This window comes from Variovorax gracilis, assembly GCF_030317115.1.
GTDB classification, from domain to species: Bacteria; Pseudomonadota; Gammaproteobacteria; order Burkholderiales; family Burkholderiaceae_C; genus Variovorax; species Variovorax gracilis.
The window spans coordinates 47122-66602 of sequence record NZ_JASZYF010000023.1; the positions used below are offsets into that span (position 1 = coordinate 47122).

16 protein-coding genes are annotated in these 19481 nt (G+C 68.3%); 8 read left to right on the plus strand and 8 right to left on the minus strand.

Annotated elements, in window-relative coordinates; genetic code table 11:
• Positions 1-32: 32 nt before the first annotated feature.
• Positions 33-965, minus strand: coding sequence for a non-homologous end joining protein Ku (gene ku, locus QTH97_RS28140; protein WP_286571826.1), 933 nt, complete (start codon positions 963-965; stop codon positions 33-35).
• Positions 966-1180: 215 nt separating this feature from the next.
• On the opposite strand from ku, the gene QTH97_RS28145 reads away from it, so the two are divergent.
• Positions 1181-2344, plus strand: coding sequence for a PAS domain-containing sensor histidine kinase (locus QTH97_RS28145; RefSeq protein ID WP_286571827.1), 1164 nt, complete (start codon positions 1181-1183; stop codon positions 2342-2344).
• Positions 2345-2369: 25 nt separating this feature from the next.
• Here the strand turns inward: QTH97_RS28145 and ligD are convergent, their stop codons facing one another.
• The 5 genes from ligD to QTH97_RS28170 form a co-directional block, all read right to left on the minus strand.
• Positions 2370-4970 carry a DNA ligase D gene (gene ligD, locus QTH97_RS28150; protein ID WP_286571828.1) on the minus strand — a complete coding sequence of 867 codons (2601 nt, stop codon included), beginning with the start codon at positions 4968-4970 and terminating at the stop codon, positions 2370-2372.
• 113 nt (positions 4971-5083) lie between these two features.
• Positions 5084-5863: an alpha/beta hydrolase family protein gene (locus tag QTH97_RS28155; protein WP_353655665.1), complete on the minus strand. Its 780-nt coding sequence runs from the start codon at positions 5861-5863 to the stop codon at positions 5084-5086.
• 437 nt (positions 5864-6300) lie between these two features.
• On the minus strand, positions 6301-6786 hold the full coding sequence (locus QTH97_RS28160) for a hypothetical protein (protein ID WP_286571829.1): 486 nt from the start codon (positions 6784-6786) through the stop codon (positions 6301-6303).
• Positions 6779-7159 (minus strand): hypothetical protein, encoded by a 381-nt coding sequence (locus tag QTH97_RS28165; protein WP_286571830.1) that lies wholly within the window; start codon positions 7157-7159, stop codon positions 6779-6781. Before QTH97_RS28165 ends, QTH97_RS28160 begins: the two co-directional genes overlap by 8 nt.
• Before the next feature lie 312 nt (positions 7160-7471).
• Complete coding sequence (locus QTH97_RS28170; protein ID WP_286571831.1) at positions 7472-8158, minus strand: hypothetical protein; 687 nt, start codon at positions 8156-8158, stop codon at positions 7472-7474.
• A 612-nt stretch (positions 8159-8770) separates the two neighbouring features.
• Here QTH97_RS28170 and QTH97_RS28175 point away from each other — a divergent pair.
• From QTH97_RS28175 to QTH97_RS28190, 4 genes are all read left to right on the plus strand, one after another.
• Positions 8771-11194, plus strand: coding sequence for a catalase (locus tag QTH97_RS28175; protein ID WP_286571833.1), 2424 nt, complete (start codon positions 8771-8773; stop codon positions 11192-11194).
• A 14-nt stretch (positions 11195-11208) separates the two neighbouring features.
• Positions 11209-12087: an SHOCT domain-containing protein gene (locus tag QTH97_RS28180; RefSeq protein WP_286571834.1), complete on the plus strand. Its 879-nt coding sequence runs from the start codon at positions 11209-11211 to the stop codon at positions 12085-12087.
• Positions 12087-12401 carry a hypothetical protein gene (locus tag QTH97_RS28185; RefSeq protein WP_286571835.1) on the plus strand — a complete coding sequence of 105 codons (315 nt, stop codon included), beginning with the start codon at positions 12087-12089 and terminating at the stop codon, positions 12399-12401. The genes QTH97_RS28180 and QTH97_RS28185 overlap by 1 nt, the downstream gene beginning before the upstream one ends.
• A 121-nt stretch (positions 12402-12522) precedes the next feature.
• Entirely contained in the window at positions 12523-12804 is a 282-nt protein-coding gene (locus QTH97_RS28190; RefSeq protein WP_286571836.1) for a hypothetical protein, read from the plus strand.
• A gap of 216 nt (positions 12805-13020) precedes the next feature.
• Here QTH97_RS28190 and QTH97_RS28195 read toward each other — a convergent pair whose 3' ends face one another.
• Positions 13021-14223, minus strand: a complete 1203-nt coding sequence (locus tag QTH97_RS28195) for an OmpA family protein (RefSeq protein ID WP_286571837.1) — start codon at positions 14221-14223, stop codon at positions 13021-13023.
• Positions 14214-15848 (minus strand): serine/threonine protein kinase, encoded by a 1635-nt coding sequence (locus tag QTH97_RS28200; protein WP_286571838.1) that lies wholly within the window; start codon positions 15846-15848, stop codon positions 14214-14216. The genes QTH97_RS28195 and QTH97_RS28200 overlap by 10 nt, the downstream gene beginning before the upstream one ends.
• A 230-nt stretch (positions 15849-16078) precedes the next feature.
• Here QTH97_RS28200 and QTH97_RS28205 point away from each other — a divergent pair, with 230 nt between their 5' ends.
• The 3 genes from QTH97_RS28205 (at position 16079) to QTH97_RS28215 (ending at position 19420) form a co-directional block, all read left to right on the plus strand.
• Positions 16079-16501 (plus strand): hypothetical protein, encoded by a 423-nt coding sequence (locus QTH97_RS28205; protein ID WP_286571839.1) that lies wholly within the window; start codon positions 16079-16081, stop codon positions 16499-16501.
• Between the two features lie 2332 nt (positions 16502-18833).
• Positions 18834-18968, plus strand: coding sequence for a hypothetical protein (locus tag QTH97_RS28210; protein ID WP_286571840.1), 135 nt, complete (start codon positions 18834-18836; stop codon positions 18966-18968).
• Positions 18968-19420: a hypothetical protein gene (locus QTH97_RS28215; RefSeq protein WP_286571841.1), complete on the plus strand. Its 453-nt coding sequence runs from the start codon at positions 18968-18970 to the stop codon at positions 19418-19420. The genes QTH97_RS28210 and QTH97_RS28215 overlap by 1 nt, the downstream gene beginning before the upstream one ends.
• Positions 19421-19481 lie beyond the last annotated feature (61 nt).

Sequence of the window (19481 nt, forward strand, 5' to 3'; positions counted from 1 at the left end):
CCCCGGCGTTCAGTTCCCCGTTCGGTTCCCGTTCATTTCCTGGCGCGGCTGCGTGCCGGCGCTGCCACCGGCTCCGCCACCTCGGCCTTGGGGGCGCGGCGCGCGCCCTTGCGTTCCTTGCCCATCGCGCTCACGTTGCCCGCCGCCGGGGTCTTGGCGCCCGCCTTTGCCGCCGCAGACGGAGCGCGCTTCAGGCTCGCCATGAGGGCCGCCGTGAGGTCGATGACCTGCCCGCCGGCGGACTCCCCGCCCTCGGCATGCGGTGACGCCACGACTTCCTGGCCGGCGATCTTGGCGTCGATGGCAGCGAGGATGCGTTTCTTTTCCTCGTCCTCGAACATCGTCGGGTCGTAACTGTCCTGCGAGATCTGGTCGATGAGCTGCAGCGCCAGCTTCAGTTCCGCAGGCGTCGGCTCGGTGATCTCGATGTCGAGGTCGGCGAGCGAGCGCACCTCGTTGGCGTAGAGCAATTGCTGCAGCACCAGCCCGTCCTCGGCGGCGCGCACCTGGACCACGTACTGCTTGCCCTTCCAGGCCCACTTGGCCAGCGCGCACCGGCCGCTGTCGCGCATGGCGGCGCGCAGCAGGCTGTAAGGCTTGCCGCCGCGCTTGTCCGGCGCGAGGAAGTAGGCCTTGTCATAGTAGATCGGATCGACTTCCTTCTCGGGGATGAAGGCCACGATGTCGATCACGTGGCTGGTGTCCTCTTCCAACGCCTTGAGTTCCTCGGGTTGGAACAGCACGTACTGATCCTTCTCGAATTCATAGCCCTTGATCATCTCGCTGCGCGGCACGACGGTCTTCATGTCCTTCTCGGACACGTACTGCTGCTTCACGCGGCTGCCGTCCTTCGTGAGGAGATTGAAGCGGATGGTCTCCGAAGACTCCGTGGCCGAATAGAGCTTCACCGGAATCGAGACGAGCCCGAAGCTGAGCGACAGCGATGCGATGGAACGTGCAGCCATGGATTTCCCCGTGTCGAGGCGGCGCGATCCGGCCGCAGGAAACCCAAACTTGCCACAAACGGGGGTCCACGGGAAGAGGACGGCGCTTGCATCGCCTGTCCGGTGAGGACGGTCGGGATCACCCTGCCGGGCAACCGGCGGGGCTGAACCCCTGCCGTCAGCTGCTTGCGCTGCGCGGCCTTGGAAACTCGGCAGACCTTGGCGACAATGAATCGATGAGCAAACAGGAAGACGGCCCGCGGGCCCCGGTGCCGGCGCAGGAAGAAGTGGCCGCACGCCCACCGGAGGCTTGGACGGCCGAACGGGCGCTGGAGCTCATGGGGCAGCAGTCGCCGGACATGGCCTTCGTGCTGCAGGATCGGCAGGGCGCCATCATCGGCTGGCGCGGCGCCGCTGCGGGGATGTTCGGCTACACGGAGGCGGAGGTCCTCGGGCGAACCATCGACTTCCTGTTCACGGAGGAAGACCGTGCGCTCGGCCTGCCGGAACTGGAGCGTTCGGTCGCTGTGTCGGCCGATCGTTCGGAAGACGATCGGTGGCACGTGCGCAAGGACGGCACGCGCATCTGGGTCTGCGGGAGCCTGCTTGCATTGCGCGAGCAGGGCCGCCATGTCGGCTACGCGAAGGTGATGTGCGACCGGACCAACCTGCGCGCGCAGATGGAAACCCTTGCGAATCGGCTGGAACACGCGAACGATTCGCTTCAGAAGCGGGATGTCTTCTTCAGCCGTCTGACCCACGAGCTGAGGAACGCCCTCGCGCCGATCAGCCATGCGAGCCACCTGATCGAGCGCAAGAGCGCGCACGACGAAGTCGCCGCGCCGTTGGCCATCGTGCAGCGGCAGGTCGACCTGATGGTGCGGATGATGAACGACCTCGCGGAGGTCGTGCGCTCGGGCGTCGGCAAGCTCCAGCTGAAGAAGCAGACCTTCAACCTCGTGGACGACCTGGGCGCGATCGCCGCGGTGGTGCAGCCCGATGCGCTGCGCAAGGCACAGACGCTGCGCGTGAACGTCCCCCAGGAGCCGATCCTGATCCTGGCCGACAAGGAACGTGTGCACCAGATCGTGTTCAATCTGCTGCACAACGCGGTCAAGTACACGCCCAAGGGTGGCCTGATCTGGCTGAACTGCAGCGTCGAGGTCGACGAGGCGGTGATCAAGGTGGAGGACACGGGCGTGGGCATCGCCCCCGCGCTGCTGCCCGAGATCTTCGATCTGTTCACGCAGGAGAATCCGCACCAGTCCGAGGGCGGGTTCGGCGTCGGGCTGTCGCTGGTGAAGGACCTCGTCGATGCGCACCAGGGCTTCGTGCAGGTCCGCTCGGAGGGAAAGGACCGGGGCAGCGAGTTCACGATCAGGCTGCCCCTCGGGCTCTAGCGCCACACCCCTCTGCTGCTGCCGCTCACGCCCGCGCCTTGCGAGGCGGTACATGGCCCAGAATCTTCATCGCCGCGGCCAGCGGCTGCTTCTTCTTCCAGAAGCCGGCCCAGGGATCCTCGCGCTGGAAGGACAGATGCTCGCGCGCTGTCGCGATACTCCATTGGGCGCCGCTCCTGAGCGTCGACAGGTCCTCCCAGGCCACGGGCATCGACACGCCCAGCCCCGGCCGGGCGCGCGCCGAGAACGCCGCCGCCGTCGTAGCGCCATGGCCGTTGCGCAGGAAATCGACGAACAGCTTGCCCACGCGGTTGGAGGGCCCGCTTTTCGCGACGAAGCGCGTCGGTATCGCCCGGGCCAGATGCTGCACGATCGCCTGCGAGAAGCCCTTGACGGTGTCGTAGTCGTAGCGCGGCGCGAGCGGCACGACGACGTGCAAGCCCTTGCCGCCGCTGGTCTTCAGCCAGGCGTCGAGACCAAGCTCGGACAGCAGCGCGCGCACCAGCACCGCGGCCTCCTGTACATGCTGCCAGGAGGTGCCCTCACCGGGGTCCAGGTCGAAGATCATCCGGTCGGGCTGATCGATGCTGCGGGCCGTCGAGTTCCAGGTGTGAAACTCGATGACATTCATCTGCGCCGCACTGGCCAGGGCCTGTGCGGTGGCGACCTCCAGCAGCGCGCCATGGCCCGGCCACAGCGACGGGTCGAGCTCCTTGATGCCGGGAATGCTGATCTTCTCGTCGTGCTTCTGGAAGAAGAGCTCGCCCTGGACCCCGGACGGGCCGCGCACGAGGGAGCAGGGCCGGCCTTTCAGGTGCGGGAGGATCCAGTCGGCGACGGACTCGTAGTAGCGCACCAAGTCGAGCTTGGTGAGGCCCGAACCCGGATCGATGACGCGGTCCGCGTTGCTCACCTTGATGCCGCCCACGGCCGTCTTGCCTGCGGTGCGCACCGGTCCGGACCCACCGATCGACCTGGCCGTCTCGCGCACGATCGCGCCGGCGGGCTTGTCGTCGCGCAGCGCCACGAAGGTGGCGTGCCGGATCTGGTGGTCCGGGGTCCACTCGCCGAAGGCCACCTCGGCGACGAGGCGCGGCTCGACCCAGCGCTCGCTGCCGGCCGCGCGACGCGACCAGCGCCCTGGCTTGGCCGCGCCCGCTGCGAACGGGGCTTTCGGAATCTCGATCCTTGCCAGCTTTCGCTTGAGCGCGGCTGCTTCTTCGGCACTCCAGCCGGTGCCCACGCTGCCCACCGACACCAGTTCACCACCGGGCGCGTGCACGCCCAGCAGCAGGCTGCCGATCTGGGGCGATCCGTCCGTGCGGTCCGTGTAGCCCGCGACCACGAACTCCTGGCGCTGCTGGCACTTGAGCTTGAGCCAGGTCTCGGTGCGTCGCGAGGCGTAGGGCGCGTCGGCGCGCTTGGCGATCACGCCCTCCAGGTTCATGCGGCAGGCCGAGCTCAGCACCGAGGCCGGATCGGCCTCGAAGGCGGCGCTGAAGCGCACGTGCTCCGTTCCTTTTTCGTCGAGCAGCGCCTGGAGGAGTTGCCGGCGCGACACGAGCGCGACGTCGCGCAGGTCGTGACCTTCGAAGTAGGGCACATCGAACAGGAAGTAGACGATCTGGTCGCTGCCCGTCTTGCCATCGAACGCCTTCTGCAGCGCATTGAAGCTGGGCAGGCCCTGCGCGTCGAGCACCACGATCTCGCCGTCGAGCCATGCCGAGCCCACGCCGAGCTGTTCGAGCTCGCGCACGAGCGCCGGCATCTTGGCGGACCAGTCGTGGCCGCCGCGCGTGATCAGGCTGGCCTTGCCGTTCCGGATCCGGGTCATGATGCGGTAGCCGTCGAACTTGATCTCGAACAGCCATTGCCCCGCGGCCGGCACGCCCGTGGCGAGGGTCGCGAGCTGAGGCGCGAGCCTGGCGGGAAGGGGGGCCGCGACCGCACCGGGAACGCCGTCTCGCGGCGGGGCCCCGTTGCGCCCGGCGGTCGCCTTGGAAGACCCCGTGGTGGAGGAGCGCCCGCTGCGCGCCCCGGCTGCGGCGGGCTGGTTCAGGGGTTTCGCGATCACGCTGTCGGGCAGCGCGCTCACGACGTCGTACTCGGCCTTCGGTCGCGCGAACTCGTCGCGCTTCTTGAACAGGATCCACGGCTCCTGCTTCTCGCCGCCCTTGGCGATCTTCACCAGCTCCCACAGGCCGGCCATCTTCTGCCCCTGCAGACGGAACACGAGCTTGCCCTTGGCGAGGCCCTCGTGCGGGTCGCCCACGGGCTCCCAGGTGCCGTGGTCCCAGACGATGACCGTGCCCGCTCCATACTGCTTGGGCGGAATGGTGCCTTCGAAGGCGCCGTACGACAGCGGGTGGTCCTCGACATGGATGGCCATGCGCTTGTCGCTCGGGTCGTAGCTCGGGCCCTTCGGCACCGCCCATGAGACCAGGACGCCGTCGAGTTCCAGGCGGAAGTCGTAGTGCAGGCGGCTCGCGGCGTGCTTCTGGATGACGAAGGCCAGCGCCTTCGAGGTGGCGGACTGCCGCTGCCCGCGAGGCTCGGCCGTGACCGAGAAGTCGCGCTTGGACCAGTACCGTTCGAGCGGATCAGCAGGGGTGTCGCGTGCGGGCATGGGTGCAATCTACGGGGCGAATGGGCGGCTGTCGAGCCGCCTGGGCGCGCCAGCATGTCGGACGGCGCAGCGCGCGCCGGGACGCGAGGCGCCGCGGGCACCCCATCGCGCGCTCAGCGCGCAGGTGCTGCTGCGGGCCGCTCATGGGTGTCTGGCGTGCGCGCGCCGAGAATCATCTCGGTGAGCCAGCCGGACAGCAGCGCGTCGTAGGTGCGCTGGCTTCGCTCGTCGCTGAGCCCGTGATCCGCGCCCGCGATCATGCGATGGGTGATCGACCTCGCGGCCTGAAAGGCGCGGACGTAGCTCGCGATGCCTTCGCGCGGAACCAGTCGGTCGCAGTCCGAACCGACGACGAGCACATCGCCCCGGAACGCCAGGCAGGCCGCCAGTGCGCGGTCCGACTCGGGCGGCTGCACCTTCTCCCGGTAGGCACGGATCGCGGCGCGGTCGAGTTGCTGCTTCGGCACGTTCCATCCATCGTCCGGATAGGGCGCCGGCACCCGCAGCGCCAGCCATCGCACCTCGCGCTCCGCGCTCGCGATGGCGGCCAAATAACCGCCGTAGCTCGTGCCGATCAGCGCCATGGCCGCGGGATCGACCGACGCCTGGCCGGCGAGCAGATCGAAGGCTGCCAGCACGTCGCGCAGGTTGTCCGCGCGCGAGACCGTGGCCTTGAGGTCCCCGCGTCGCCCGTGCCCCCGCAGATCGAAGGTCATGCAGACGCAGCCGAGGGCCGCGAGGTCTTCCGCACGGATCTGGTAATGGGCCTGGTCACTGTCCCAGCCGTGAACGATCAGGACACCGGGCAATGACGTCGGCGCCGCGACGATCGTGCCCTGGACCGCTTCGGTGCCGTCCACCGGAATGCGAACCTGCATCGTCGTGGGAGTCACTCGTATCGCCGGTTGAATGCGCCGCGCCGTCGCCGACTAGCGTCGCGGGGCGGGCGCAGCCGAGGCGGGCGCGGCAGCGCCCTGGCCCGTCGTGCCTCGCGGCGAGGACGGCGCGTCCTGCAGGTTCTTCCGGGGCAAGCCGCCGGCGAGCCCACCGCCCGGCGGTTCGGAGCGTTGCGTGCGTGCTTCCGTGGGGCCGTGCCGCGAGTCGAGTCGAGGGGAGGCGCTGTGGCTGTCGGATCGGCCGCCCAGGGGTGGGTTTCCCGCTCGCGCCCTCGACCGCCGGGCCCGTGGTGCCCTGGGGGTTGCCCGTCGGTTGCCCGTCGGTTGCGCGCCCGCGGCGGTGGCCAGTCCGGCCAAGGCGGCGAGGAGCGATACGCCCACCCGCTCATGCCATCGACCACGAATTCCAGACTGCATCAAAACTCCCCGTCGATTCACGGATGCCAGCCGACACGGGCGGCCGTGCCGGCCGACGCGTCGTCGAGGAGCCGGTCCGCGCTGCGCTCCGCGGCATGACCGGCGGAGCGCAACGCCGTGTAGAGTGCTCCCGACAGGTCCGACGCACGGAACAGCAGCGCGATCAGGGCCCCGACCGACAGCAATCGCCAGGGCTTGAGAAGCACGAGCAGGCTGCCCGCGGATGCGCTGTAGGCCACGAGCTTGGCGGGATGTCGATGCGCGTAGCGGGCGAGTCCGGGCTTCACCAGCTCCAGCGCGGTGCTGGCGGGGTGCCGGCGCCACCAGCGGGCCAGGAAGCCCAACCTGCCGTCGGCGGTCCAGCCCTGAGGCGGCGCAAGCGCTTGCACGTCGGTGATCCCGACGGTGCCGTCGACTTGCTGATAACCCATCGCGGCGAGCAGTTCCGCCCGGGACAGCGCCAGCTTGTCCTTGGGCGTGAGGGCTTTGAACGAATCATTCATTCTTCAATTCCTTTGCGAGTCGCAGAAGGTGGAGGTCGCGCTCGACTTCATCGCGCACGTCCTGGATGTCCCGCTGGACCGCGGAACGCGTCGCCACCACCGCGCCGACGATGACGCCGAGCCACCCCACGGCGGGCACGGCCACCAGGACCCAGTGAAAGGTCCCATGAAGGACACCCAGCATGACGGCGACCCCTGTCAAGCCCAGCGCCAGCAGGAGGGCGACGGCCGCCGCGACGCCCGCGGCGGCCTGGACCAGGAGGCCCTTTCCGGCGTCTGCGGCTTCGCACTTGAGCAGCTCGCCGTAGTTGGCCAAATGGTGAAGCACGAGGTCCGGCCGCTTCAGTGCGGCCTTGAAGAGAGGGTGGATCATCCGGCGTCTCCCGAGCGAGCGTGGCAATGGACCAGCGGCCCCTCCCCGGCTGCGCAACGTTGAAGCTGCCTGGCCGCGGGAGAGGTGCACGCCCGAGTGATACCGCTGGCAACCCACGTCGGGGTGTCATCCGGTCCGCCCACACCGTGTAGGCCATACCGACTGGCTTCGATCTCCACAGGCTTTGCTCCCACTCGGACCGACGAAGGCAGGGGCTGGCAGGCCCGTGGCAGGGTGCGACCGAGCGGCTCGCAGGCCCGTGCGCATGCGACGCCTTTTCTGGCGCGCACAGCAGCCGATGCGCTTTCGAGGTCAGGGCGCTTCGCGTGCGCAGAAGAGGGTCGCCGCCCGGGCGACCGGATCGCCGCAGAAGGCGGCCACGTAGCCGGCCGCACTCGGGTCCAGGTAGCGCATCCCGGTCGCCCGGTTCAGGAGCGCCTGGAACGAGAAGTCGGCGACGGCCACCCGCTCCATCAAGTCGGAACGGTCGAAGTCCAGCGCCAGCATCGCAATCGGCACCTTCCCGGGCCCGAAGGCGGTCACCGGCGGCGCCTTGGCGATGAAGCGGATCGTCTGTGGGTGGAGATCGGGGAAATGCTCCTTGAGGCCGCGCGACACTGCCAGCGCATCCTGCGACAGGTCGGTCACCACGCTCGCCGGGTACATCGGCGCGGACTGGACCAGTGTGATCTCCAGTGCACCGTCGCCTGGCGCCTTGACGAACACGGAACGGATGCGCGGGTGCAGATCGGCGATCGTCAGAGGCGACACCCTGATCAACGGCCGCGGCAGCTTCTCGCCATCCTTGGTCCCGCGGAATGCAAAGGCGCAGGCGAGCAGGATCCCCACCATCGCGGCCAGGAGCAGCAGTTCGGAGCGCGCCTTGGCCCTGGGGCTCGCAGCCTTGATCGGCAACTCCAGCGGCGGCCGAGAACTGACCCGCTCGCCGGGCCGAGGCCCCTGTTCGTCGTCGACATCCGGTCGCGGATCGAGCCTCATCGTGGTCCTCGCCCGTGCGCTGGGTGGAGGATCCGCAGCACCCACCGATGCCAGGCACGGCCCAGGGCCGGCGTCGAAGGCGCGCGTCTTCGTCTTCGCATGTCCTGCCACCGTGCGCTCTGGCGCCCAGCGGGCGCGCCGTCGCCCAGGGCCACGGGCAGAAGCTCGGCGCGCGCGCGGTCAGCGTCGAGAGGCAGGCCACGTGGGTCGCCCCGCGGTCGAGGGCGTCGCCATGCCGGGCGTGCCGCGGGGCCGGGCCGCGCGATGCCGATTCCCGATCGCCGCCGCCTCGGTGCGAACGGGAGCGGATGGGTTGAACCTGACACTGCCGACACCGCATCTCCTTGAACAGGATTCGGAGCGTCGTCCCCTTTGAGGGTGGGCGCTGTAGGAAAGCGCCGCCACTGACGATGCCGCCTTGCAATGCCTCGCGTGGGCGACGTTGGCGAGATCGTCGCGGCGTTCGAACGGTCGCTGCTGCGGTCGGGCGTCGAGAAGACGCAAACATTTCCTACAAGGCGTGCCGGAAGCCGGGCCTAGGTTGACGAAGGACCTTCCACCGTCCAAATCCTCTTTCGTTCTCCACACTCCGTCACCACGAGGCAACTCCCCATGGCCAAAAAGCGTCCCACTCCCGCCGATTCCGACATCCTGCCCGCCCGCGCAGCCGCGCGCAACACCGACAGCGCACCCGCCCACCCGGCGCCCCCCGCGGCCGGTGTCGGCGATCCGCCCACGCAGAAAGCGATCGACACCCAGGGCCTGGCCGCGTCCATGCCCGCCAACACGAACAAGCCGCTGGAATACGGCGAGGCCCACGCCGCGACGCCACCGATCGGACTCACGGTCAGTGCGGCGTCGCGCTTGCCGGGGGCGAGTTCCTTGTCGGAGGCGAATGCGTCCGACAAGACCGGCACGGTCGCGCCCGAGGGCGTGAACGCGACCATCGCGCCACTGGACCGCGTGCGCGTGGACGCCACCGGCCAGCGCCTGACCACCAACCAGGGCGTGCCGATCGCGGACAACCAGGCCTCGCTCAAGGCCGGCGCGCGAGGCCCGGTCCTGCTGGAAGACTTCATCCTGCGCGAGAAGATCACCCACTTCGATCACGAACGCATTCCCGAGCGCATCGTGCACGCGCGCGGTTCGGGCGCGCACGGGTTCTTCGAGTGCTACAAGCCGCTGACGCAGTACACCAAGGCCGCGCCGTTCAAGGAAGCCGGCAAGGTCACGCCCGTCTTCGTGCGCTTTTCGACGGTGGCCGGCGAGCGCGGCTCGAAAGACACCGCGCGCGACGTGCGGGGCTTTGCGGTGAAGTTCTACACCGACGAAGGCAACTGGGACCTGGTCGGCAACAACATGCCGGTGTTCTTCATCCAGGATGCCATCAAGTTCCCCGACCTCGTCCATGCGGTCAAGCCGGAGCCTCACCATCAGATGCCGCAGGCGGCCAGCGCGCACGATACGTTCTGGGACTTCGTGTCGCTGATGCCCGAGTCCACCCACATGCTGATGTGGCTGATGTCCGACCGCGCGATTCCGCGCAGCTTCCGCATGATGCAGGGGTTCGGCGTTCATACCTTCCGGCTCGTCAATGACGCGGGGGAATCGGTGCTCGTCAAGTTCCACTGGCAGCCGAAGCTTGGCACGCACTCGCAGGTCTGGGAGGAAGCCGTGAAGGTCTCCGGCGCCGATCCGGACTTCCATCGCCGCGATCTGTGGGAAGCGATCGAGGCGGGCGAATACCCGGAATGGGAGCTGGGCCTGCAGATCTTCACCGAGGAACAGGCGGACCAGTTCAGCTTCGACATCCTCGACGCGACCAAGATCATCCCCGAAGAGCTGGTTCCGGTGCAGATCGTCGGGCGCATGGTGCTGAATCGAAACCCGGACAACTTCTTTGCCGAGACCGAACAGGTGGCCTTCTGCACCGCGCACGTCGTGCCCGGCATCGATTTCACCAACGATCCGCTGCTGGCCGGTCGCATCCACTCGTACGTGGACACGCAGATCAGCCGGCTCGGCGGGCCGAACTTCCACGAGCTGCCGATCAACGCGCCGGTCGCGCAGGTGCACAACAACCAGCGCGATGGCATGCATCGGCAGGCGATCCATCGCGGCCGGGTGGCCTATGAGCCCAACTCGCTGGCGGGCGGCTGCCCGTTCCAGGCCGGCGCCGCGCAAGGGTTCGCGAGCGTCGCCAGCCGGATCGACGCCAAGGAGAGTGCCGACAAGGTGCGCATCAAGCCGGAGAAATTCGCGGACCACTACACCCAGGCGACGCTCTTCTTCGAGAGCCAGTCCGAGGTCGAGAAGGTCCACATCGCCAACGCGTTTCGCTTCGAGCTGTCAAAGCTCACCGTGCCGGCGATCCGGCAGCGGATGATCGCCAGCCTCGCGAACGCGTCGCCCGCACTGGCCGCGCGAATCGCCGAAGACCTTGGCATGGAGCTGCCGCCGCCCTTGCCCAGGGCGCTCGAAAATCCGGCGCCGCCCGAGGTCGAGGCCTCCCCGCCGCTGTCACTCCTGGCCCGTCCCGGCGACGGCAGCATTCGCACGCGCAAGGTCGCCATCCTCGTGGCCCAGGGCGTCGAAGGCGCGTCGATCGGCAAGGCGGTTGCGGCCCTCGTGGGCGCTGGCGCGGTGCCGAGGCTGGTGGGCGCGCGGCTCGGGACCTGCATCGGGGCGGGCGGCGAGAAACTCGAGGTGGACGCCACGATGGAAAACAGCCCGGGCATGCTGTTCGATGCACTGATCCTGCCGGACGGAGAAGCCGGGGTCGAGGCTCTGGACGCCGATGCCCATACGCTGGAATTCCTCAGGCTTCAGTACTGGCACTGCAAGCCGATCCTGGCGTTCGGCGCCTCGCAGGCCCTGCTGACCGAGGCGCAGATTCCGATGACCTTGCCCGATGGCAGCCCCGACGAAGGCCTGATCCTGGCGAACGCGGCGGACGCCGACGAAGCGGTCGCGGCCTTCATGGTGTCAATGAGCCACCGGCACTTCGGGCGGGAGAACGACCCTCCAGTGGCGTGACGGCGGGCCGGGACATGCAGTTTCAGTCTCAATCCAGCTCGGCTTCGCCGCGGGCCCAGCGCTCCCCGGCGGAGTGGCCTGCGCCGCTCGTGCAGGCGCTGACCGATGTCGCGGCTCGCCATGGTTTCGAGCTCGAAGTGGCGCAGGTCCTGTGGGAGGCGGTGACGCTGGGCCAGGGCGGCATGGCGCAGTTCAGCCATCCGACGCTCGGCGGCAGCGGGCAGTGGATGCGCGGCGGCATGCTCATGATCGGCGACATGTTCGACCAGGGCCTCAAGGCACGCGTGAATGCGCTGTGCGAGGAACTCGCCGAGCTGTACGCAGCGCATCCGCCCTGGCGCCGGCCGCCGACCGCCGCGACCCCCGAAGCCGGGGTCGAATGGTGGCCGAAGGAACTGCACGCGCCCTCGAGCAGCGGGGCGCAGAACGGCATCCGCTACGCCTACTTTCCGGCGCAGCACCGCCTGGCGATCGAACGGGCCGGTGCGGTCGAGCTCTACGACACCGGGGACCATCTGATCGGGGGGGTGTCGCAGCAGCAAGGGGGCCGCGAGTCGCTGACCTTTGCGAGCCAGCACGGGCCGGTCGCGCTGAGCTCGCTGAAGCGAGTGAACGAGGCCGACGCGTCGGTCGCGCCCACCCCTGCGACGTCCTCGGCCACTTCGACCTCCTTGGCCTCTTCGGCCCCTTCAACCCCTTCGGCCGCACCGCGCGGGGACACGGTGCCACCGACAGGCCCCCCCTCGCCTGGCGCACCCGCGCACGCCCAGGCAGACCGCGCAGCTGCGCACACACTCGACACCATCGAACGCCTCGCGGGCCTGCGCGATCGCGGTGTGCTGACGGAGGCCGATTTCATCGCCAAGAAGACGGAACTGCTCGGGAGACTCTGATGGAACCAATGAAGCCCATGGAACCGATGGAACCGATGAAGCCGATGAAGCCCATGGCGGGGGCGGCCTTGGACTGGTGGCCTGCGAGCCTTGGCAGTCCGGCCAGCTCGGGTGCGCAGGACGGCTGGCGCTATGCGTTCTTTCCTCAGGCGCGGCGGCTCGTGATGGAACGGGACGGCAGGGTGACCCAGTACGACACCGGGGACCATGCCATCAACGGCGTCAGCCAGCGCCAGGACGGCAGCGCCGAGGGACCGGTCTTCACCAGCCAGCATGGAACGGTGGACCTGGCGTCGCTGGATCCCCTGGCCTGAGAGGCGGTCGCCTCGTGATCGGTATGGAGCGGGGGGCCGGCTTGTGCATGGGGCGTCCGCTGACATTCGGTCACCTCGCGTACACCAAGAATCAAGCGACCAATCTCTCCAGGGGGTCGTCATGTTCGACAGCTACAAGGACAGCATTCAAGCCTATTGCGAGGAAGCGGGCATTGAAGTGCCTGTCGGTTTCGGACGGCATGTGACCGGCCGCTACGCGGCCATCGACGAGGAGTCGTCGCCGCCCAAGCTCGTCGCGACGACCTGGCCGAACCGCAAGGACGCGGTGAACTACCTGCTGAGCCTCGACGCCGGCAGCCGGGTGCGCATTCTCGATTTCAAGGATCGCTACGAACTCACCTTCGACGGCAAGGCGAGCCTGCTCAGGGATGGCTCATTCTGAGAGCCGGGCGCGCGCTCACCGAGACCCCCTGCCTCTTTCGCGCGCACCGCGTTGCAGACCAAGCCTGGAGCGGCACGCGGCGGTTCTTCACGATGTTGTCCACAGCTCTGTCCACGGCGACAGTGGAAAAGTCCGCGCACGGCAGCCGCGCGAGTTGTTCCACCACGCAGATCGCACGGCAGCTTCCGCGGAGGGGTGGTTGCGCGCGAGTTTGCGCTATCTGGCGCACTCAACGATGGCGAACTCCACCCGGCGATCCAGGGCGTCCACGACATCATCGGTGCCGCTGCCGACCAGGTTCAGCCGCGACCCCATGCCCTTGGCCCGCGTGCGCTCCGACAATTCGGCGGCGTCGGCGATGAGCCGCTGCCTGATGTACTGCGCGCGGCGCAACGACAGAGAGTCGTTCACGCCCTCGGGTCCCGTCTTGCTGGAGTGGCCGACGATGTCCATGCACGTGCGCGCATCGGCCGCTTGGCGCGCAATCTGGCGCAGCCACATGCGGTACGCACTGGTGACGCGCGGATCCGACCAGAAGTCGGTGGTGCCAGGGTTGAACAGGAACTTCACGCCCAGCTGGTTGTGAGCGATGCCGTACGCCACCACGCGCCCGAAGGCTTCCTCTGCCTCGGCCGACTGGCCGAGCTTGAGGGTGGTCAGATAGATCCCGTTGAGCACCTTGATCTGGTCACCGCCCGGCGTCGCCGCGGCCCTGCGGTATTGGGCGAGCGCCTCGCGAAAACGCCCCGTGTTGTAGAGCTGGGTGGCGTCGTTCACCATCGTGGCCGTTGCGATGTGGGCGAGGTAGGTCGCATCGGCCCTCTGGCCGGGCGCGGAACTGCTGGTGCGCACGAGCCCCTCGATCACGTCGTCCTTCACCAGCACGGGACTGTCGCGATAGTAGGCCAGCGGTGTCATGTCGACCTCGTCCTTGCGAGCCAGGGTGGATGCCTGGGCAGCGATGGTGCCGCCCTTCAGCTCCACCAGTGCGAGCTGGATGCGCACGCCGGCGTCTTCTCGCGACAGCGAGCCGGCGAGGAGGTACTGGGCGCGCGACAGATTGGCCGCCTTGAAGGGGACGATCTCGAACTGCCGGAACGCCGCGGCGATCTGCGCGGCGACGGCACGATCGAGTCGCTGCGTGCCGGCGGTCTGCTGCCCGCTCGCGGCGTCCAGGGTGGGGTCGACCACGATGATGCGCCTGTCTCCAGGCGCGGCGGCCGCAGCGGGCAGGGCGGGCGCCGCGCTCGCGTGGCGCAGCAAGGCATCCGTGGCCTTGACGACCGCCTGGTCGAAAGACTGCACCTCGTCGCTGCGAAAGGAGGTCGCGCAGCCGCCAAGGCCGATGGCCAGGAGTGCGCCGAGGAGAAGGTGGAACCAGAAATGCGAGGTGGTGGGGGCGCGGCGATCTATTTGCATCGAGATTTCTGAAAGGCAGCTTCTTCTGGATTGAGCGGTTCCAGAGAAGACTTCAGAACGAGGTCGCTGCATCTCGGTGGCCGGGCCGTCTGGTTGTAGGACGACGTGGTTTCCGCCTCATGGGAAAGTGTGCGGTTTTTCTCGGATGCCCTGGTCACGAGTTCGGCCGGCGCAGCCGCGGGCGGCGGCGCCGTGGCGCGCCTCGGGCCCGCGACGCGCGCGGGCGAAACCGCCGCCGGTGGCTGCACAGCAGCCAAGGTCGGCCGCTCCTGCGCCACGGCCGCGCGCGCCGTCGTGGCTGCGGGCGCCGCGACGGGTGCAGGCGCCGGGACGGGCGCTGGCTTCTCCGCGGCGGGCATGGCGATGTGCGCGGCGGTCGCCGGGCCTGCATCGGTGGGCACCGCCGCCGCCGATGGCGCCGCGGTCGCTCGCGCCCCCTCGGACGGGGTCCACGCCTGCCAGCTCGCCCCTATCACGGCGGCCACGCTCAACATCACGGCCACGAGTACGGCATAGCGGTTGCGTCCGGCCCGGGAAACGACAGGGGCGCCAAGCGTCGCTTCCGCTGCCGCTGTGGCGGGCATCGCTTCGGCTTGAGGCGGCTCGGGCGCCTCGGTCCGGGGCCGGGCCTCGCCGTCGAGCAGCGCGCGGAATGCCGCCACGTCCTGCGGTCGCGCCTCGGGGCGCACCGCGAGGGCCGCATCGATGGCGCGCAGGAAGCCTTCGCTGCAGTACCCGGCGTGCGAGACCGCCAGTGGCGGCAGCGGGTCGTTCACGACACGCACCACCGAGGCGATCGGCGGGCGGCCGGTGATGGCGTAGTGCACCACGCCCGCCAGCGCATACAGGTCGGTCCAGGCCCCTTGCAGCATGGTGCCGCCGTACTGCTCCACGGGCGCGAAGCCGGGCTTCAGCATGGTGGTGAGCACCTGCGTTCGATCGTTGATCACATGCCGGGCTGCGCCGAAGTCCAGCAGCAACGGACCGCTGGCCGTCAGCAGGATGTTGTCCGGCGAGATGTCGCGGTGATAGCACTGCTCGGCATGCATCACGGCGAGCGCGTCGAGCAGCGGGTCCAGCCATTCACGCAACAGGGCTTCGGGCGCGCGCGTCCCGAGCTGGGACAGCGCAGTCTTGAGCGTGGGGCCCTGGTAGTACGGCATGGCCATGTAGGCCGTGCCGTTGGCTTCCCAGTAGCGGAACACCTTGACGAGCGCGGGATGGTCGAAGCGCGCCAAAAGGCGGGCTTCATTGACGAAACTCTTCAAGCCCGCATCGAAGGTCTCCCGCTGCTGCTCGGAGCGCATCGAGACCTCCATCGAGACGCCGCGCACCGCCAGCGACGACGGCATGTACTCCTTGATCGCGACGTGGCGCTCGAGCGCGAGATCCCAGGCCAGATAGACGATGCCGAATCCGCCCTCGCCGATCTGGCGCAGGATCCGAAACCCTTCGATCTCGGTGCCGGTCGGAAGCGCATGGATCGAGTCCAGGCGGCTCGCGCGCGCATCGGCGTCCCTGCTGCGCGGCGTCAACTCGGTCTTGACGTAGGGCATGGTCTTCCCTTCGTCGAACGGTTCGATGAGCGATGCATCCGCACTCGGGAGGGCGGTAACGCATTGCATGCAGAATTTGGCCGCGGGGCGATTGGCCGTGCCGCAGGCCGGACAAATCGCCGCCATCGAAAGTGTGCTCCTGGAGAGTCTTGGACCGTGTCGCGTGGACTGCGCACTGTACGCGCGCGCAGCGCCTTGCGTGAGCTCGAACTCTGTCGACCGTGAGGTAAGTCGCAAAAGCCCAGCGTTCCACGTCGCTGTCAAAGCGGTCGGGTCGTCCGGCTCGGGACAATCGCCGCATGGCTGACCTACACAACGAAGCGAACCCGGCAAGACACGACCCGGCATCGGAAAAGAAGATGCGACTCGAGCGCGCGTTGAGGGAACTGGACCTGATCCTCGGCAGCGCGGACGATCGGGCCGAGGTGCCGTACTACGGACCGACCTTGCTCGCATCGATGAGCGCGAAGGACCAATCGATGGCACTGCACGCAGAGCAGGCCCGGTACGAGAAGAATCCGGAAGACTCGGCGATCCACTTCTGCATCACCTCCGCGATCGCGCTGCTGGAGGTGAGTCAGGCGCTGCTGAACCAGTCGGCCGATCCGACGCCGCAAGAGCGCGAGCGCCAATGGCGGACGCTGGTGGCCTATACCAAGACCGCAGGGCGCTCGGCCTATCGCGCCGCATCGATCCTCACGGACAACGCGCCGGCGCACTGAGCCAGATCCGGCGAGGTAGGACAGGGCCTGCACGCGTCGCAGACTTCGGCTGAATTTCGATCTGCGCGCCGACCTCCATATTCGCTGGCTTTGATCTCGGGCGAACGATGATTTCCCAGCTTTTGAGCCGACTGCGCAGCCGACTTGCCACGTTGTTTCGTCCATCGCTCCGACCGCATGCGGCGGAAGCCTCGCTGCCCGCGCGCGCGACACCCTCCGCGAGCCCTTCGGGCGCCACCGCCCCCGCCCTGCGTTCGCCCGAGGAGGTGAGAGCCGGCCTGGCGCGGCTTCGCGCGAGTGCGAAGGAGCGGCATGCGGCCGTGGCGATCCAGCGGCAGGAGACGTTCGACGACTCGGTCTTTGCGAACTTCGTCGCGCCTGCGGGACCTTCAGCCCCGTTGGAGCCTCAGGACGACTATCCCAGGACCGTGCACCTGCCTCGGACGCCGAAGACGAAGCGCTAGATGGCAAGCTGAAAGTACCGGGACGACGCGGTCCGGCCCAGGTTCACGTCGGCGACAGGCTGCACCGGATTCCCGCGCCGGGCCTTCTGTAGAACCGGACGGCAAGCGAAGATCGGTGCACAGTGATCGCCTTGAGCATTGGGACGAAGCGACCGGTGCGGTACGTTGGCGAACGGCGACGCGTGGCCGCCTGCGGCGTGAAGCCCATCGCTGCAAAGCGACCTTGCCGCAGGGGCACTCAAGTTGTGGGCGGCGCTGTCGCGAGGCTCCCTTCGCGGCAGGACGAGCTTCGGGTCTGTCAAGCGTCGCGGCGTGCGTCTTGTTGCCAGAAACTTCGATGCTTGCTTGCCCGACGAAGCCAAGCCATTCCCTCATTCGGGTGCGCTTCGCGCCGCGCGCCATGTCGCCGCCGCATATCCATCTTGAAGCGTGTCAGGTCGTCGTACGGAAGGGCACGTGGTGGGTTGGCTCCGGGCCGAAGTCCCGCAAGGGACGGGGCCAAAGCCGGGGAGGGTGATCGTCCAGATTTCCGGCATTGGTCGCCGTGGCACCCAGCTGGTCGATGAAGCCGGCTATACGAAACAACGGTGCAGTCGGGTTGAAGCGCGGCAGCGCGCGCCTGTGAGCGTGAACTCACGCTCCGACCGTGAAGCCCGTGCGGCGCAGGACCCGGGACGGGCCCGCGAGCAGGGCCTGACCGCGTTCGTCGGCATGCACGAAAGGACATCCACGCCGAGTTTCTCTCGAGCCCCGGGCTCCTGAGGCCGTGGCGACCGTCAGGTGGCTGTCGTCGCTTTGCGTTGCGCCGCGTCGCGCCTGTGCGTTGGCGCTTCTATCTCGCAAGCTTTTCTATCGTTGCTTGTTCTTGGAATAGGTTTAGGCTGGGTTCGCTGTGTGTGCGGCCGCCCTCTCTCCATGGCACGTCTCCTCGTCGCACCGCCTCCGTAACAGGCTCACAGCATTAGGCCCGCAGAGCGGGCCTTTTTTCGGCCTCGCGCGGCCGGCCTTTTGCCGACCCGTTCACTTCGGGGGTCCACCCCTGCCAGCTTGGATTCATCTGCGCCGCGAATCGACGTCAGCGCCTCGCCCGCTTTCCGCAGATGGGCGCGTCGAACGGCCCACCTACACGCTGGCCATTCAGGGCGAAGCATGTCGAGTGAAATGGCGAGTCGTTCCGCGGGCAACGGCGACCTGTACTGAAGCCCCTCAGGCCGCGCCAGCCGGGGTGGGGGAGTCGTGCGCGAGTTCCGCAAGCGGTTCCGATAAGTACCCCCGAAGCCACCGTGGCGGTGGATAGATTGAGGGTGCGGGGCTATATTTTCTAGCCCCCTTAACGCGGCGACCGAGACCGGGATTTCAAGACGTGGATCCCCAACGGTTCAGAGGTTATGGCCCAGGCTTCGCCTTCGCAGGTGCGCGCGGCGCTCGCGTTCGCGGCGGCCTGCGAGCGCCTCCACGATTCGTTGAGCACCCCAGGAGGGCACGCCACGCCTCCCGCCGGACCAGCGCAACGGCGCGACGCCTATCGGCTGGTGGTTGACGCGCTCGAGGCCGTTCGCGAGGCCTACGACATCGACGCGGCGGCGCCTCACTCCGATTGGCGATACGGCGCACCTCGCCGAGGTGGCAGCGGCCGATGAGCACCGCGCCGCGACCTCGTGGGGGTCGGCGCCGCCGAGGGCACCTGCCGCGCTGTCGACGATCCTGAAGGCACTGGCCGTGACCTTCCAGGCCCCCATCCTGGTGGCGCAGCGCACCCATGCCCAAAGCGTTGCAAACGCTCGTTCGCCTCATGGACAGCTGCGCGTCCATGCCGGTGAGCTATGCGTGCGAAGGGCGGTTCGGGCGCGCGGGCCCGCATACCTGCCGTGCGGTTGCGGGACTTCGGCTTGCTCGTCGCCGACGAGTGCGCCGAGGTCGTCAGGGGATTCAGGCACGTCGACGAGCGCGATGCGGGCGACTCGATCCGGGAAGCCTTCGGCGACTGGTCGCGGCGAGCCTGATGATCGACATTCCCTTCGAGGACCAGCTGCTGGCCTTCAAGGCGCGTCTGCAGCACGGCCTGGCCTCGGCGCTGGAACTGCTGAACGATCGAACGAGCTTCCGCTACACGGCGCTGCACAGGGTCCGCGACGGCGCCTTGCACCCCGTGTGTGTCTTTGATCGCTGCGGCGAGAACCGCGCCTACCTGCACAGCGCCCTGCTGCTGAATGAGCTGGGCCGGCTCACCCTGGCTCGCGGCGACTTCGTCTCCTCGGACTGCCGCCAGGATCGTCGCCTCGGGCCCTTCGACAGCCCGATCCTCTCGCACTGCGGGTTGGTTCGGCGGCCGGCGGGCGGTGGGCCCGCGTGCGGCATCCTGTCCCACTTCGACATGGACCGCTGCGAAGTGAAACCGTGCGAGCTCGCGTTCCTGCGTGCGGCTTCGCTGCTGCTGGTGGACTACGTGGGCTGACCTTGCGGCACCTCGCACGCTTGCGCGACAAAGGCGGCCGATCTGTGGCGTACCTGCCGAG

What these genes read in the sequence shown, in the direction of transcription:
- ku (WP_286571826.1), bottom strand. Translation starts at nt 965, where the DNA reads ATGGCTGCACGTTCCATCGCATCGCTGTCGCTCAGCTTCGGGCTCGTC.
- QTH97_RS28145 (WP_286571827.1), top strand. Translation starts at nt 1,181, where the DNA reads ATGAGCAAACAGGAAGACGGCCCGCGGGCCCCGGTGCCGGCGCAGGAA.
- ligD (WP_286571828.1), bottom strand. Translation starts at nt 4,970, where the DNA reads ATGCCCGCACGCGACACCCCTGCTGATCCGCTCGAACGGTACTGGTCC.
- QTH97_RS28160 (WP_286571829.1), bottom strand. Translation starts at nt 6,786, where the DNA reads ATGAATGATTCGTTCAAAGCCCTCACGCCCAAGGACAAGCTGGCGCTG.
- QTH97_RS28165 (WP_286571830.1), bottom strand. Translation starts at nt 7,159, where the DNA reads ATGATCCACCCTCTCTTCAAGGCCGCACTGAAGCGGCCGGACCTCGTG.
- QTH97_RS28170 (WP_286571831.1), bottom strand. Translation starts at nt 8,158, where the DNA reads ATGAGGCTCGATCCGCGACCGGATGTCGACGACGAACAGGGGCCTCGG.
- QTH97_RS28175 (WP_286571833.1), top strand. Translation starts at nt 8,771, where the DNA reads ATGGCCAAAAAGCGTCCCACTCCCGCCGATTCCGACATCCTGCCCGCC.
- QTH97_RS28180 (WP_286571834.1), top strand. Translation starts at nt 11,209, where the DNA reads ATGCAGTTTCAGTCTCAATCCAGCTCGGCTTCGCCGCGGGCCCAGCGC.
- QTH97_RS28185 (WP_286571835.1), top strand. Translation starts at nt 12,087, where the DNA reads ATGGAACCAATGAAGCCCATGGAACCGATGGAACCGATGAAGCCGATG.
- QTH97_RS28190 (WP_286571836.1), top strand. Translation starts at nt 12,523, where the DNA reads ATGTTCGACAGCTACAAGGACAGCATTCAAGCCTATTGCGAGGAAGCG.
- QTH97_RS28195 (WP_286571837.1), bottom strand. Translation starts at nt 14,223, where the DNA reads ATGCAAATAGATCGCCGCGCCCCCACCACCTCGCATTTCTGGTTCCAC.
- QTH97_RS28200 (WP_286571838.1), bottom strand. Translation starts at nt 15,848, where the DNA reads ATGCAATGCGTTACCGCCCTCCCGAGTGCGGATGCATCGCTCATCGAA.
- QTH97_RS28205 (WP_286571839.1), top strand. Translation starts at nt 16,079, where the DNA reads ATGGCTGACCTACACAACGAAGCGAACCCGGCAAGACACGACCCGGCA.
- QTH97_RS28215 (WP_286571841.1), top strand. Translation starts at nt 18,968, where the DNA reads ATGATCGACATTCCCTTCGAGGACCAGCTGCTGGCCTTCAAGGCGCGT.